Origin of the sequence: Pseudomonas sp. DVZ6 (assembly GCF_024259445.1) — a bacterium.
Taxonomy (GTDB): Bacteria; Pseudomonadota; Gammaproteobacteria; order Pseudomonadales; family Pseudomonadaceae; genus Aquipseudomonas; species Aquipseudomonas peradeniyensis.
The window spans coordinates 1-15,614 of the sequence record NZ_JANCLM010000039.1 but is presented as its reverse complement, the minus strand read 5'-3'; the positions used below and the strand labels follow the sequence as shown (position 1 = coordinate 15,614).

Here is a 15,614-nt window from a genome sequence, read left to right as displayed (position 1 = left end):
AAGTACCTCGTCCTGAAGTTGGGTGCAGGGTGCGCGGGGTACTATCGGGTGGCGTGGTGCCGGGAAGCTCTCCGTTTCTTGTGCACTATCAACCTTGGCTCATATGGCCTGCGGTGCATCTGCGATAGGTTGCTGCAGCAAGGTACGCGGCAACTTGAAGCCCTTGAACGGCTGCTGGGTGATCGGGTTGAAGGCTTTCTCCGAACTGAGCCGATAGCGCATCACACCGTCACCGGTCTTGAAGCTCAGGTCCACCGCGGTGGCGCTGCGGCCATTCAGGGCGCCACGGCTGAGCAGGCGGAACATCGACCAGGGGCCCCGGTATTCCAGGCTGCTGCTGTTGCCATTGAGCCTGAGCAGGGTGAGGTTGCTGCGTACCTGCTGGCCAAGCGTGTTGGGCCAGATCACACCGGTGATCTGGCTGGGGCCGTGGGTGTAGGAGACCAGTTGACCATCGAGGTCCAGCAAGCTGGTGCTCTGATTGGCGCTGAGCCCCAGGGGCTCGATGCTGAACTGCACGCCGAGGTTGCCGCGCGGGTCAAAGAACGTTTCGCGAATACGGTCTGCCAGGGCGAGTTGGTCGATGACTTCGTTGCGAATCAGGTAGCCATCCTGGTTCTCGGCGTACAGCGCGTCGAGGTTGTCCTTGATGAATGCGTTCAGGTACCGCTCCTGGAACTGCTGCAGGCGCCCCTTGGGCCCGAAGAACGCCTCGAAATCATCGAGGGCAGCATCAGCCCCGCCGACCACAAAGGGATATCGTCCTGCCAAGCGCTGCTGGAAGAAGCTGTAGACGTCGGCATCCCAGCGCCGCTCGAGCTCACGCAGCGCCTCGACGACCAGCACTTGCGCCGTCTGGTCCGCGACGGCCCTCACCTGCTGTCCGACCGGCTCGGGCAGCCCTGTCGCAACCCGCTGCAAGGTGGCAATCGGGTCCGCGCCACTCATCGAAAAACGCTGTAGCACCGCCTGCAGAGCGGCCTTGCCCCTGTCGGGGCTGTCCTGTACCCCTCTCGCCTGATCGTGGACGGCGGCAATCGCGCTCAAGGTTTCATCGTAATAGCTGGGCCTGTCGCCTTTGGCCTGCAGCATGTCGTTCAAGCCCGAGAAGGCCCGGCGAATACCGACCAGATGCTGGTCGACAGCCGGCCCCGCCAGATTCGGGGCCCCTGCATCGTCCGCCAGCGTGGACATCGCCGTATTGGCGCGCACGCTCTCCAGCAGTCGACGCAACGGCTCTGCCGGCCCCGTCAATTGCCCCAGCACCGATACCCCATGCTCCAGGTCACGGAAATGGGCAATTGCGAGTGCGTTCAGGGCTCGTCGCCAGCTGTCGATATAGTCCGCGCTGTAGAGGTTGCGGATACCCTCGATCAATACATCGCGATCAGCCGGTGAATAGTCCAGCTGGCGGCGCTCGCCCAACGCCCACTGATCGACCATTGCCAGGTCGGTGACCTGTGCGCTGCGAGGCAGGAAGTATTCGCTGAAACCCTTGGCCGTCAGCATGGGCGCCAGGAACAGGTCAACGGGCACCTGGGCGTCGCCGGAGCGGAGCTGGAACACCGAATCGAAGGCAGGCCCGACCTCATGACGCAGGTCCAGGCCATTGTGCAACTGCTCCTGGGCCTGCTGCTTCAGGCTGACATACACACGTTGCGCCAGAGGTACCTCACGCAGGCCTTGCTGGGCCTGGCCAAGCCGCTGGCGGAACTGTGGCAGCTCGGTATCGGCATAGGCCAGGGCGTATTGCAGGTGACGCATCAGGGCCTGCTGCAATTGCCCCTGGCCAGGGAAGGCCGTCTGCCATTGCCGGGCCATCCACTGCTCGACCCATTCCGGCCGTCGATTGTGGCGGTCCTCGATCATCCGGTACACCCTGAGCGCGGCCATCTGCTGCTCGCTGCCCGCAGGCGCGGCATCCATGGCATCGATCACCCCGCTGGCGACGGCCGGCAGGAAGCGCCTGGACAACAGGCTCAGGTAGGCCTCATCGACCCGCGGCCCCAGCAGGCGTCCCTGGTAGAGCCCCAGGTCCGCCACCACCGGCCAGGCCGATCGATAGTCGCCGAACACCGCCACTGCCTCGCGAATCTGCTCCAGTGGCGCCAGCAGGTTGCGCCCGGTAGGGTCCAGCCGCTGATCCAGTTCATTGCTGCCGAATGCGCGGCTCATGTCCAGGACCCTGGCCACCTTGTCGCTGTTGGCCTCGTAGTAGCGCTGCCAGGCACTGCCCATGACGACCAGCGCCAATGCCCCGACCCCCGAGCCGGCCCACAGCAGGCGTCGCTTGCCTAGCGCCACCCTGATGTTGTCGCCGGCCAGCCCGGCCTCCGGATACACCACCTGCTGGAACAGGCGTTGGGCAAAGTACGCCTGTTGCCTGCCCTGGGGCTTGCCCTCGCTGACCGGCGCATCGGCCTTGAAGGGATGGGCCACATTGCGTTGGAAGGCGTTGAGCACCTGGCCCTGCTGAAGCATCGAGGACAGATACAGGCCCCGCACCAGTGCCGGCGTGGTGAAGCGATCACTTACCAGCATCTCGCGCAGGAACGCCAGCAGTATCGGACGCAGGCCAAGTAGCTGGCCCTGCAATGACACCAGCCGTTCACGCAGGTCGGTCTTGCCCAGTACGCCCAGGTCGTTGAGCACCTGCTCCTCGGTCCGCCTGACCAGCCAGTCGTATTGCTCGGCCAGTTCATCCAGCCAGGCATCGAACGCGCTGACGGCATCCAGCCTGAAGGTGAACCCGAGCAACCGCTCTCGCTCGGCTTGCGTCAGGCGCGCAAACAACTGCTCGAACCCATCCAGCAAATCGAACTTGCTCAGCACCACATACACAGGCAAACGCGCACCCAACTGGTTGCTTACCTCATGCAGGCGAGCCCGCAGCACCTGCGCCAAGGCCATGCGCTGCTGCGGCGTGGCCAGCTGCAAGGCGGCAAGATCGACGACCAGCACGACGCCATTGAGGGCGTTACGACTGCGCGTGCGGGCCAGCCAACCCAGCAGGTGCATCCATAGCCGCGCCTGGGTGCCAGCCGGCAGTACCGGCCTGGCCTTGTCGAGCGTGTCGGGCAGGTTGCCATCCGGGGCCTGCCGGGTCATGAGCGCCCCCGGCGGATCGATGACCACCGCATCGTCGCTGATCCACCAGTCCACGGGATAGGCCAACGCCTCGTCCTGGCGCCCGTGTGCCTGGACCTTGCCGATCCGCGTCAGGGAAAAGCGCTGGTCCGAGCGCTCCATCAGGCTGGTCTTGCCCGCGCCCTCGTCGCCCAGCAGCAGATACCAGGGCAACCGATACAGCGCACCATACCCGCCGGCATGCTCCAGGTAGCTTGCCAACCCCGCATCGAGGGCACGCTGCTGGGCCAGGAGCACAGGCAGTATTGGATCGGCGCTCGCCTCGATATCCCGCTGGCGTTCGGCCTGCAGCCGGCGAAAGCGCGCACGCAGCACGAACAGCCAGATCAGCAATGGCAACAACACCAGCAGCAGTGTGGCGACGCTGCGATGCGCCAGGCTGGCCAGTGGCTGCTGCCCGTGCCACTGCCATTGCGGCCCGAGCCACCAGATCAGCACCAGCAGCAACACCGCCCCAAGCCCCAGCAACAGCGGCATGGCCAGATTGATTCGGGACGCCAGCGGCAGGCCCCAACGTTTGAAAAGCGCCCAGAGTTTGCTCATGGCGGTTCAAGACTCCCTGTTCTGATCGTTCAATCCTGATGTCGCGGTGAACTGCTGCAGCTGCTGGTAGACCTCGGGCTCCCACGCCTCGGCAGTCATGCCACGCATGGTGCGAGCGACATTCGCGCACAGCTCCTGGGCGAGCCAGGACACGCCCCGTGAGGCCAGCAGGTCGGCGGCGATCACCGTGCTATGGCAACGCTCGCGTGGTGAGCGGTAGTCCGCTTGCAGCCCTTGCAGCTTCAACAACACCGGTTCCACGCCCTCGACCTCGAGCTGGCTGGCCAGCTCCTCGCGCAGGCCGATGAACGCCTGAGTGGCGCCATCCCCTGCCAGCGTTGCCTGGCTGCCCCTGAGCCAGGCCAGGCACTGGTCATCGACAAACGCGGTGCCATCGCTGAAGCACAATTGCTCAAGCGCCGGCAGGCGTCGCACAAACCTGGCGGTGGCACAGCGAATGGCCTCGGCGACTTCGTTCATTGCCAGGCGCGTGGCGATGCCCGCCGCCAGATAGCTGCCGCGAATCCAGTAAGGGGCGGCCGCGACACTTCGCTCGACTTTCATCAGCAGGGTCGGGTCGATCGCCGAAGCAGACAGCGCGTCCTCGTACCCGCCGACAATGTCGGCCGGCACCGCCATCAACTCGGTGCGAAGCCCCTGACGCGTGGAGGGCAGTGTCTGGATATGCGCCCACAGGCCGAAGCGCCTCAGCTGGTAGCCCGTCGGATCGTAGATATCCTGCTGGTTGATGAACTCGGCCATACCCAGTACCGCACGACGGGTCTCACGTTCGTTCCCCAGGGAGAGAGTGGTACTGGCAGGTCGAAACACATCGGTCAGTGGTGCGACGGGCGCCTGGGGTGGCGAGGATTCCTTGCGACTGGGTTGCGCAGTCCCCATCGCCTGCTCGGCCTGCTTGAGCAGCGCGCGCTCCAGCTCGCCCAGCGCGGCAGGATCGAGCTGCGCCAGGGGTGCCTGCTGTTGCAGGCAGGCCAATGCCTGCTGGGCGGCCTGCTTGCAGGCCGGGGTGTAACTGAAGCGGTCGAGGCCGGGCAGCGCCGCCGACAGGCGCCCGAGCAGCAGCCCGACCAGCTTGCGCTTGCCCAGGAAGCCCTTGGGGCCTGGCTTGGGATGGGCGCTTTCCCAATAGTGCTCGACCATGCCTGCCAGCAACGTCAGCGTGCAACACCAGCGCTCCCAGCATCCCGTGCGCAGCCAGGCGACACTGAGGTGCCCGACGATACGCAAGTGCTTGCACTGGCCGCTCAGGTAGTGACGGGAGGCTTCCTCGATGTAGGGCCAATCGATGGCGGCTTCATGCAGCCCTCCCAGCTTGACCATCTCCTGATCGATCGCCTGGTAGGTTTCGTCCTCGATATCGAAATAACCCGCTGGCGCGAGCGGGTCGACGGGCGCCAGCAACCTGGCGACCTCCTCGGTCGACACCGGCGCTACCAGCGACATGCTGTGCGCGCCTGGTCAATCAACGGGTCCAACCCCTGCGCATCGAAACGCAAGCCATCGAGGGCCGGATGATCACTGACCACAAGGATGCGCTGGGCACCCTGCAGTACCTTGATCTGCTCGATGGCGGGCAAGCCGCGCCCGGCATCCAGCACCTGGCCGTTTTCCAGCACCTGCCAGGCCAGCGAGCGGGTCGACCGATGCTCCGTACGCAGTTGCAAGGTCACCCGATTGCCCTGGACGGGTTCGGCGGTGAGCAACTGCAGCCTGGAGATGTTCTGTACACAGCTGACGGCGAGATAGGGGCGCGGCTCGGAGGTCGCGATAGCCGGTGCGGAGATCACGACCTGCCGCCGCCCTGTCCGCTTGTCGTCCTCGGCCCCCAGGATGAATGCCAGATTGTCGGGCGCTCGTCGGGTCTCGTTGGCCATGACCCGAGCCACGCTCGGGGCATCGAGCTCCGGGGCCGACCATCCCTTGCCGATCGTCGGCACGCGCGCCGGCGTTCCCGCCGCCTCATCGAAACACGCCAGGCGCTCGACATTGGAAACAATCCCCGTGCAGTCCCGCACAGGGGCTGCAAAGGTCGGTTCCAGCAGCGCGAACAATGCCAGACCAAGCACGCAACTATATGGATTGCACACCAGAATTAGACCTCACGGCTCGATGCAACTTCTTATTGGGAACATGCAAAGCAATAGAAAAAAGACAATTAGCCATCGCTAAAAAACAGACTTGACGCAAGCCTAGAACAACCTCACCACCACAAACAATCAAATATTTTCTTACATTTTTAGACTCGACTTTGATTACTTCATTTCAGCATCGTCTAAGGGCAATTTACAGCACCAAAACATTAACGTGTATATAAAAACAAATATGTAGGACCCCTCCTACAAAATTCTAAAAAACTTCCCACAAGCACAATACCCCACAAACTTCAGCATCAGGAATAAACTTACATCATGTCCAGAAACTCAAGTTCCGTTGCGCCCAAAGAGCGCATCAACATCAAGTATGTACCCGCCACGGGGGATCAACAGGCCGAGGTTGAACTGCCGCACAAGATGCTGGTGCTGGGTGACTTCGGCCTGGTCGACAACCGCAACCTGGAGGACCGCCAACCCATGCGCATCGACAAGCACAGCTTCGACAGCGTGCTCAAGGACGCCGACGTCAAGCTGAGCCTCTCGGTCCCTTCGGCACTCAACCCTGTCGCCGACGCCGAGCTGGCGGTCGAGCTGCAGTTCAGGACGATCAACGACTTCGGCCCCGACCAGATCGCTCGCCAGGTGCCGGAGCTGAACAAGCTGCTGGCGCTGCGCGAGGCCCTGGTCGCCCTGAAAGGCCCGCTGGGCAATGTCCCGGCATTTCGCCGGCACCTGCAGCACCTGCTGACGGACCAGCAGGCACGCAAGCAACTCGCGCAGGAGCTGGACCTGGTAGTCGAAGCCCCGCCAGCGGAATGAAAACGCACTTCTGACAGATGGCATATGACATAGACAACGGAGCGTCTCGGATGTCCACCACAAACAACACGACAATCACTGCCGATACCACGGCTGAAACCATCGGTAACTCGACACTGCTCGACCAGATCATGGTCGAAACCATGCTGGTACCCAGCCAGGAGGGATACCAGATCGCCAGGCAAGGCGTGGCTGCATTCATATCGGAAATGCTCAAGGACGATACCCCGGACCAGTTGGTCAACAAGCACCGGGTCGACCAGATGATTGCCGAAGTCGACCGACTTCTCGGCAAACAAATGGATGCCATTCTTCATCAATCCGAGTTCCAGGCGCTGGAGTCCGCATGGCGCGGGCTGAAACTTCTGGTCGACCGTACCGACTTTCGCGAGAACATCAAGCTGGAAGTCCTGCATGTCAGCAAGAGCGACTTGCTCGATGACTTCGACAATGCCGCGGACATCACTTGCAGCGGGCTTTACAAACATGTCTACACCGCAGGTTACGGACAGTTTGGCGGTGAACCCGTGGCGGCCATGATCGGCAACTACAACTTCGGTCCCTCCTCGCCTGACATCAAGCTGCTGAGCTATGTCGCCTCCGTGGGCGCCATGTCGCATGCCCCCTTCATCACCGCCCCCGCTCCCGAGTTTTTCAACCTGAGCAGCTTCGAGGACCTGCCCGACCTCAAGGAGGTCAAGGACATCTTCGAAGGGCCACGCTTCGCCAAGTGGCGGTCGTTGCGCGACAGTGAAGATGCCCGCCATATCGGCCTGGTGCTGCCGCGCTTCATGTTGCGCTCGGTCTATGACCGCCAGGAACACCCCATCAGCAGCTTCAGCTACGACGAAAACATCGACGCTCGACACCAGAACTACCTGTGGGGCAACGCCGCCTTCCTGATGGCCAGCTGCATCAACGACAGCTTTGCCCGTTATCGCTGGTGTCCGAACATCATCGGCCCACAATCCGGTGGCGCCGTGGACGACCTGCCGGTGCACCTGTACGAAGCCCTCGGGCAGTTGCAGGCAAAGATCCCGACCGAGGTGCTGGTCTCCGATCGCAAGGAGTTCGAGCTGGCCGAAGAGGGCTTCATCGCCCTGACCATGCGCAAGGACAGCGACAACGCCGCATTCTTCTCGGCCAACTCGGTGCAGAAACCCAAGCAGTTCCCCAAGACATCCGAAGGCTTGCAGGCACAGACCAACTACAAGCTCGGCACCCAGTTGCCCTACCTGTTCATCGTCAACCGGCTCGCCCACTACATCAAGGTGCTGCAACGCGAACAGATCGGCAGCTGGAAGGAGCGCAACGACCTCGAAGGCGAGCTCAGCCGCTGGCTCAAGCAGTACATCGCCGACCAGGAAAACCCCTCGGCCGACATCCGCAGTCGCCGCCCCCTGCGTGCCGCGCAGATCGAAGTCAGCGACGTCGCGGGCGATCCGGGTTGGTACCAGGTCTCGCTCGCGGTGCGCCCGCACTTCAAGTACATGGGGGCGAACTTCGAGATCTCCCTGGTCGGCCGGCTCGACACCCAATGAGCAGCCTCTTCGACCGCCTGGCCAGCGACGCTCCCGCTGGCCGCCGAGAAAGCACCGGGCGCACCGTCGAGCGGATCAAACGCCACCTCGAGACGCTGCTCAACGCCCGTCGGGGCTGCTCGCAGAGCTGCCCCGACCTCGGCTTGCGCGACTTCAACGGCCATGACCAGGGCAACGGCGACCTGCTGCGCCAGGTGAGCTCGGACATCCAGCGCACGATCCGGCGCTACGAGCCGAGGATCCAGGTGCTGAACCTGCAGGGGCAGCCAGACACGGACAACCCGCTGGAACTGCACTTTCGCCTGGATTGCCAGGTGCGGGTGGAAAACCACGCCGAACAGCTGCAGATCGAACTGCTGGTCAACGGCCACAACCGCAACACCCAGGTGAGGTAGGCCATGTCGTTGAAGGACCGCTTCGGCGAAGAACTGCGCTACCTGCGCGAACTGGGGGAGGACTTTGCGCGGGACAACCCCCAGCTCAGCCGCTATCTGGGCAAGGAAAGTGGCGACCCCGGCGTCGAGCGCCTGCTGGAAGGCCTCGCTTTCCTGACCGCCAAGCTGCGCCTGAAACTCGAGGACGAAGTGCCGGAACTGACCCATGGCATGCTGCAGCTGCTCTGGCCGAATTACCTGCGCCCCCTGCCCAGCGCGACGATCATTCAGTTCTCGCCCCTGGACGCTTCGCTCAGCCAGGCCCAGATCGTTCCCAGAGGCTCACGTCTGTTTTCCCGGCCGGTCGAAGGCGTGGATTGCGAGTTCCGCACCTGTACCGAGGTGAAGCTCTATCCCTTCACGCTCGGTGAGGTGGGCGCGACCCTGACGCCCGACAGCTCGGTCATTCACCTCCAGCTCGAGACCCAGGTGCAACGCCCGCTGAATACCCTGGGCTGCGACAGCCTGGAGTTCCACCTCGGTGGCGAGCGCAGCAACGCCCAGACCCTTTACCTGTGGCTGGCGCAATACCTCGAGCACATCAGCGTGACCATCGACGGCCAGGTGCGCCGCCTGCCGGCCAGCCACCTGAGCTTCTCCGGCTTCAGCCCCGACGAGGCGTTGCTTCCCTACCCGCGCAATGTGTTCGACGGGTACCGGATTCTCCAGGAGTACCTGGTCTTCCCGCAACGCTTTCACTTCTTCAACCTGACCGGCCTGGACAGGGTCTGGCCGGCGCACGCCAGCTCCACGATCCGCATCGAGTTCCACCTCGCGCGCCCACTGCCCGGCTCTACGCGGATCGGCCCCGATGACTTCAGGCTGTTCTGCGCCCCTGCCGTCAATCTGTTCGAGCACGGCGCCGAGCCCATCGACCTGTCCGGAACGGCTGACCAGCATCGCCTGGTACCCCACGGCCTGCGCCGCGACAGCCACGAGATCTTCAGCGTCGACCGGGTGATCAGCACCCGCACCAGCGCCGATGGCAGCCCTGGCGAGCAACTGCGGGTATTCCAGCCTTTCGAGTCGTTCGCCCACGAGATCGAGCATGTGCAGGGACGCACCGCGCTGTACTACCGCTGCCGGGTCGAGCAATCGCTGCTCGGTGACGGGCTGGATCACCAGATCGCCTTCGTGCGGGGCGACGAAAGCCAGTTCATCGGTCGCATGGAAACCGCCTCGATCGAGCTGACCTGCACCAATCGGGACCTGCCGATGGCGCTGGGCCTGGGCGATATCGATGTCATCAACCAGGCCACCGCGCCGTTGGTCCGCTACCGCAACATCTGCCTGCCGACCCGCCCGTACCGTCCGGTGCTGGATGGCCAGTTGCAGTGGACGCTCATCTCCAACCTCTCGCTCAACTACCTGTCGCTGCTCTCGGCCGCCCCGCTCAAGGCGGTGATCGGCGCCTACGATTTCGCCGCCCTGCACGACATCCAGCAGGCCAGGGCCACGCGCAAACGCCTGGACGGCATCGGCGAGGCGCACACCGAACCGCTGGACTGGTTGATCAAGGGCCTGCCCATTCGCGGCCTGCGTACCCGCCTGCGGCTCGACCAGCAGGCCTTCCTCTGCGAAGGCGACCTGTACCTGTTCGGCTGCGTGCTGTCCCACTTCTTCGCCCTCTACGCGAGCACCAACTCCTTCCACCAGCTGGAAGTGATCAATACCACCAACAACGAGCACTACACATGGCCACTGCTGACCGGCAGACAACCGCTGATCTAGCCGAAACGCTACTCGCCGAGGCCCACCGGCACAGCTTCTTCCAACTGCTGGAGCGGCTGCATGGCTTGCACGGTGACAACCTCGAGCCGCGCTGGCCAGATACCGCCACACGCCAGCGCGTGCACCTTGCCAGCGATCCGCGGCTGAGCTTTCCGGTGGCCGATGTGCTGGCCGCCGAGCGGATCGCCGAGGCGCCGTCGCGCTATCGCGTGCGCACCACCTTCCTGGGGCTGCACGGCACCGACTCGCCCCTGCCCAGCTACTACCTCGACGAACTGGCCTACGAATACGCCCAGGGCATTGGCGTGCGCCCCGCGCTGTTCGATTTCTTCAACCACTGCCTGCTCAGCCTGCTGCACCGCATCTGGCGCAAATACCGCTACTACGTGCGTTTCCAGACCGGGGCGAGCGATGACTTCTCGCGCTACGCCTTCGCCCTGATCGGCCTCGGCGACGAACGCCTGCGTGGCGACACGCCGCTGCCCTGGAGCCGCCTGCTGAGTTTCGTCGGCGTCATTGCCAGCCGCAGCCGGGCACCCGGTGTGGGCGCCGGGATCATTGCCCACTGCTTCGATCTGCCGTCGGTGCAGATCCGCGAGTTCGAGACCCGCACGGTGACCATCTCACACCGCCAGGTGGTGCGCCTGGGCCGCTGCAACGGGCAACTGGGCGAGAGCTTCATGCTCGGCGACCGCACGCGAACCCGCAGCAGCAAGTTCACCTTGCTGATCGGCGACCTCGATCTGGCACGCCTGCGCAGCCTGCTGCCCGGCGGCGTCGACTTCGAGCGACTGCGTGCACTGATCGACTTCCTGCTCCGCGACGGCCTGGCCTATGACCTCGAGCTGCGCCTGAAACCCCATGAACTGCCACCGTTCCGCCTGCACCGCGAGCAGGGTGCACACCTGGGCTGGACCAGCTTCATCGAAGACCGCAAGGGTGAAGTCAGCCCGGTCGTGCGGATACGGGGTCGCGCATGACCAGACTCGCCCTCAGCATCGCCAATCTCGATCGCCTGCACCACGGCGTCGTCGCGTGCCATCTGTTCGACCGCGATGGCGGCATCATCGGCAGCCGCAAAGCCGACTGGTTGCTGCTGGATCGCCAGCGGCGGATTCACCCCGCTCATTGTGCGATCCGCTGGCTGGAAGGCGGCTTCTGCGTGATCGACCTCTGCGGCCAGACCCTGCTCAACGACAGCCCGCTGCCTCCCGGCCCAGGCAAGCCGGTGCGCGTGGGCGAAGGCGACTGCCTGCAGGTCGGCCCCTATCAACTGCACGCCCGCTATCAAGCCGGGCCAAGCGATCAAAGCTTCATCCGCGGCGACCTGGATGACCTGCTCAAGCCTGGCCGGCAGGCGCTCGAAGCGCTGCTGGACAGCTCGTTGGCCAGCCCCTGGCATCCCGCGCCCCGTACAGCGAGTCTCCCGGTCGATATCTGCACGCTGTTCGATCGACTTCAGGCCCCGGATCCCCTGGCCGCACTAACTGCACCGCAGCAACCGGCCCAGCCTGGGGCAAGCGCCCTGCAGCGACTCATCGCCGGAGGGAAGCCATGACGTCTCATCCACTGAGGGTAGCCACGCTTCTGCTTGCCCTCGGGTCGGCCACAGGCTGCACGGCCCTCGGCAAGATCGGCCAGGTGTTGATGGACCCTTCCATCCCAGTGGGCGCGCTGTCGGACCAGCCCACCGAGGTCGCCTTCAGCCTGCACGCCAGCCCTACCATCAACACCAACCCCCACAGCCTCGATGCGACGGTACCCGGTGAAACGCTGGAGCCCACGCCTTATGCGGTCAGCCTCCGTGCAGGCGATCCGCTTGCGTTGACTGAGCAGGTCGCCGGTCTGCTGGAGCATCTTCAAGCGCTGTTTCCAGCCATGTCCCCCGTAGAGCCGAACGACGAACAGGCACCAGCCCATTCACCCACGGAGCATGAAGGCCCAGGCAGCTATGACGCCAAGGACGTCCGGTTCGACGTGGCCGCCCCCAGCCAGAAAGCGACGCCTGCGATCGCCACGCCCGTCGCGATCAAGATCCTGCAACTGCGTGACGACTCGCTGCTGCGCAACAGCCTGTATACGCAACTCGACCAGGACCTCGCCAAGGCCCTGCGCAGCACCTACATCCGCGACGACGACTACCTGCTGGCACCGGGGCAGTTCAAGTTCGTGCGCTTCGAGCCCATCGCCGCCGACACGCGCTTCATCGCCGTGATCGCCAAGTTCAACGACATCACCAACGCCGACTGGCGGCAAGTGATACGCATCGCGCCACGCGGCCGCCAGGTCGTGCTCGCCGTGACCCTCGATGGCACGCAGATCCTGCTGCAGGAGGAAAGCTGATGCCCCGCCTGCAGGTCTCCACCCTCCCCCATTATTTGGAGCGCCCATGAGCTCACGCAATCCAGTTCTCTGGCCCGAAGGCATGTTCGTCAAGCCACAGCATTTCCAGCAACAGGCCAGGGCCAGCGACGCCGCGGTCCAGCAGCGCGTCAGCAGCCTGAATGCGGCGTTCTACGGTTTCAGCGAACTGCAGCTGAACCAGGAGTACCTGAGCCTTGGCAAGGTGGCCATCACCCGGGCCCGCGGCATCATGCCGGACGGCACGGTATTCGACATTCCCGGCGACCTGCCGCCGCCGCCCGCCCTGGAAATCACCGACGACGGCACGCAACGCAACGAGGTGTTCCTGTGCCTGCCATTGCGCACCGAAGGGGGACGCGAAGTCAGCTGGCCCGAGAGCGGCGGCAACTACCGCTACGGCGCCCAGCCCCTGGAGATCAAGGACACCCACAGCGCCGACGGCGACCTGGTGCAGGTGGACCTGGCGGTCCCCAACCTTCAACTCATGCGCGAGACCGAGGACAACAGCGCCTACTCCCGGCTGCCCCTTGCCTGGATCCTCGAGCGCCGGCCCGACGGCAGCCTGCTGCTGGACGACGACTTCTACCCCACCTGTGTCTCTATTCAGGCGGCCCCGGCACTCAAGCGGTTTCTCGACGAAGTCAGCAACACCTTGCGCGAGCGCGCGCGCAACCTCGCGGCGCGTATCGGCTCGCCCGGTCAGTCGGGGGTGGCCGATATCCGCGACTTCAATCTGCTGCAAGCCATGAACCGTTGGTGGCCGTGCTTCCAGCACCTGGCCCGTCAGCCCCATACCCACCCTGAGCAGCTGTACTTGAGCCTGAGCCAGGCGTGCGGCGAGCTGCTGACCTTCACCGACGACGAGCGCCTGCCGCCGGAGCCGCCAGCCTACCGGCACAACGCCCTGCGCCAGTCGTTCAAGCCGCTGGAGGATGCACTGCGCCGTACCCTGAGCATCGTCCGGCAACCGCGGGCCGTTTCCCTGCCATTGGTGGAGCAGCCATTCGGCGTGCTGACCGTGACCCTGGACGATCGCCGCCTGATCGACGAGGCAACCTTCATCCTCGCGGTGCATGCCGACCTGCCCGCCGAGACATTCCAGCAGTCGTTCCTGCAGAAAACCAAGATCACCTCCCTCGAGGCTCTGGCTGACCTGGTGCCGCTGCAACTGCCCGGCATTGCGCTGCGACCGATGCCCGTGGCGCCGCGGGAGCTGCCGTTCCATGCCGGCTTCAGCTACTTCGAGCTCGACCGGCGCAGCCCGAACTGGGCCGCGATGAAGGACAGCAACGGCTTTGGCCTGCATGTCGCGGGGGAGTTCCCGGGGCTCCAGTTGCAGTTCTGGGCGATACGGAGCGAATGAAATGACCGAAGCTGCGAACAACCGACACCTTGTATCAGACGACAACATGCGAACCCAGCTCGCCGATAGGAGCCAGGCACAGCAACCCATACCGGCCCCCGCCAGCGCGATGGACCACCCGGACTACGTACCCGACCCGGACTTCCAGCTCCGTGGAGCCTTCAGCAACCAGATGATCGATGCGGCGATGCCCCTGTTCGGCCTGGTGATGCGTCTGCGCAAGCAGGAAAGCCACCGGGATATCCCGTTCCTCTACAACGCCGTCTACAACCAGGTCAACGCCATCGTCGAGGAGATGCGCCGGTACGACTACGAGCCGGCCCAGCTGCAGGCCCACTCCTACGCGCTGTGCCTGTATATCGACGAGGCCGTGATGTCCACGCCATGGGGCAAGAGCTCGCAGTGGAGCCAGAAGCCCCTGCTCAGCGTCTTCCACCACGAGACCTGGGGCGGCGAGAAAATCTTCACCGTGCTGTCGCGCATGATGCAGGAGCCCAAGCGCTACCAGGACGTTCTGGAGTTCATCTACCTGTGCCTGTGCCTGGGCCTGCGCGGCAAGTACGGCATCGACCCCAAGGGCGACGAGGCGCTGCAGGCCCTCATTCTCAAGCTGCGCGAAATCATCCTCGAACTGCGCGGCCCGCCCCCTGACCTCTTCGGCGATCCGCTGGCCAACGTCGCCCCGCGAGACGTGCGCCTGCGCCGCGAATGGCCCTGGTGGAGCCCGCTGGTGGTTTCGGCGATCGCCCTGGCCGGGCTGTACGGCTACTACCGCTACCGCCTGGACCTGCTCACCCGCGAGGCAATCGAGGCGCTGAACACCCTACTGCAGCCGTGAACGGCGCGCCCGAAGCAATGGATTTTCGGGGCCTGCGCCCCGTTGAAAAGCCCATCGAGCCCGATGGCCACGCCACTTCCCGTGTGCGTGTTTACCCACATGGATGCAGGAGATATCTGCCATGCCAACACCCGCTTACATCAAGATCGAAGGCAAGACCCAGGGCCTGCTCACCGCGGGCGCCTTCACCTCCGACTCCGTCGGCAACGTGTTTGTCGAAGGCCATGAAGACGAGATCCTGGTGCAGGAAATCAAGCACAAGGTGACCGTGCCCACCGACCCGCAAAGCGGCCAGCCGACCGGGCAGCGGGTACACAAGCCGTTCATCTTCACCAGTGCGCTGAACAAGGCGACCCCGCTGATGTACAACGCCCTGGCGTCCGGTGAAATGCTGCCCAAGGTCACGGTCAACTGGTACCGCACCTCGGTCGAGGGCAAGCAGGAGCACTTCTTCACCACCGAGCTCACCGACGCCACCATCGTCGACATCAACACCGTCATGCCCCATGCCCAGGACAAGGAGAACGCCGACTTCACGCAGTTGATCGAGGTGTCCCTGGCCTACCGCAAGATCACCTGGGATCACACCGTCGCGGGCACCGCGGGCTCCGACGACTGGCGCGCGCCCGTCGTCTGACCCGACCGCAGGGTTCCGGGCAGGCACGCCTGCCCGGGCTTCAGCCACCGTCAGAAGGCGGACAGGGACTTTCCATGCCTAAT

At 64.2% G+C, this 15,614-nt stretch carries 13 protein-coding genes; 10 read left to right on the top strand and 3 right to left on the bottom strand.

Annotated elements, in window-relative coordinates:
- Positions 1-99 precede the first annotated feature (99 nt).
- The 3 genes from tssM to vasI are packed head-to-tail and all read right to left on the bottom strand — an operon-like array spanning position 100 to position 5,762.
- Positions 100-3,690: a type VI secretion system membrane subunit TssM gene (gene tssM / locus NMG10_RS20715; RefSeq protein ID WP_254465052.1), complete on the bottom strand. Its 3,591-nt coding sequence runs from the start codon at positions 3,688-3,690 to the stop codon at positions 100-102.
- Positions 3,691-3,696: 6 nt separating this feature from the next.
- On the bottom strand, positions 3,697-5,154 hold the full coding sequence (tssA, locus tag NMG10_RS20710) for a type VI secretion system protein TssA (protein WP_232857773.1): 1,458 nt from the start codon (positions 5,152-5,154) through the stop codon (positions 3,697-3,699).
- Positions 5,142-5,762: a type VI secretion system-associated protein VasI gene (gene vasI, locus NMG10_RS20705; RefSeq protein WP_232857772.1), complete on the bottom strand. Its 621-nt coding sequence runs from the start codon at positions 5,760-5,762 to the stop codon at positions 5,142-5,144. The genes tssA and vasI overlap by 13 nt, the downstream gene beginning before the upstream one ends.
- Positions 5,763-6,119: 357 nt before the next feature.
- On the opposite strand from vasI, the gene tssB reads away from it, so the two are divergent.
- From tssB to NMG10_RS20655, 10 genes are all read left to right on the top strand, one after another.
- Positions 6,120-6,623, top strand: a complete 504-nt coding sequence (gene tssB / locus NMG10_RS20700) for a type VI secretion system contractile sheath small subunit (RefSeq protein ID WP_254465051.1) — start codon at positions 6,120-6,122, stop codon at positions 6,621-6,623.
- Between the two features lie 50 nt (positions 6,624-6,673).
- Positions 6,674-8,164 carry a type VI secretion system contractile sheath large subunit gene (gene tssC / locus NMG10_RS20695; RefSeq protein WP_254465050.1) on the top strand — a complete coding sequence of 497 codons (1,491 nt, stop codon included), beginning with the start codon at positions 6,674-6,676 and terminating at the stop codon, positions 8,162-8,164.
- Positions 8,161-8,559, top strand: coding sequence for a type VI secretion system baseplate subunit TssE (tssE, locus tag NMG10_RS20690; RefSeq protein WP_203652113.1), 399 nt, complete (start codon positions 8,161-8,163; stop codon positions 8,557-8,559). The genes tssC and tssE overlap by 4 nt, the downstream gene beginning before the upstream one ends.
- Positions 8,560-8,562: 3 nt before the next feature.
- Complete coding sequence (tssF, locus tag NMG10_RS20685; RefSeq protein ID WP_254465049.1) at positions 8,563-10,329, top strand: type VI secretion system baseplate subunit TssF; 1,767 nt, start codon at positions 8,563-8,565, stop codon at positions 10,327-10,329.
- Positions 10,293-11,309 carry a type VI secretion system baseplate subunit TssG gene (gene tssG, locus NMG10_RS20680; RefSeq protein ID WP_254465048.1) on the top strand — a complete coding sequence of 339 codons (1,017 nt, stop codon included), beginning with the start codon at positions 10,293-10,295 and terminating at the stop codon, positions 11,307-11,309. The genes tssF and tssG overlap by 37 nt, the downstream gene beginning before the upstream one ends.
- Positions 11,306-11,887 carry an FHA domain-containing protein gene (locus NMG10_RS20675; protein WP_254465047.1) on the top strand — a complete coding sequence of 194 codons (582 nt, stop codon included), beginning with the start codon at positions 11,306-11,308 and terminating at the stop codon, positions 11,885-11,887. Before tssG ends, NMG10_RS20675 begins: the two co-directional genes overlap by 4 nt.
- Positions 11,884-12,672: a type VI secretion system lipoprotein TssJ gene (gene tssJ / locus NMG10_RS20670; RefSeq protein ID WP_254465046.1), complete on the top strand. Its 789-nt coding sequence runs from the start codon at positions 11,884-11,886 to the stop codon at positions 12,670-12,672. Before NMG10_RS20675 ends, tssJ begins: the two co-directional genes overlap by 4 nt.
- A gap of 46 nt (positions 12,673-12,718) precedes the next feature.
- The gene (gene tssK, locus NMG10_RS20665) at positions 12,719-14,056 is read left to right on the top strand and encodes a type VI secretion system baseplate subunit TssK (protein WP_028691397.1); all 1,338 of its coding nucleotides are present in this window, start codon (positions 12,719-12,721) and stop codon (positions 14,054-14,056) included.
- A 46-nt stretch (positions 14,057-14,102) separates the two neighbouring features.
- A complete protein-coding gene (icmH, locus tag NMG10_RS20660; protein ID WP_254465045.1) occupies positions 14,103-14,894 on the top strand; it encodes a type IVB secretion system protein IcmH/DotU in 792 nt (263 codons plus the stop codon).
- Between the two features lie 121 nt (positions 14,895-15,015).
- Positions 15,016-15,531 carry an Hcp family type VI secretion system effector gene (locus NMG10_RS20655; RefSeq protein WP_062574481.1) on the top strand — a complete coding sequence of 172 codons (516 nt, stop codon included), beginning with the start codon at positions 15,016-15,018 and terminating at the stop codon, positions 15,529-15,531.
- The last annotated feature ends 83 nt before the right edge of the window (positions 15,532-15,614 follow it).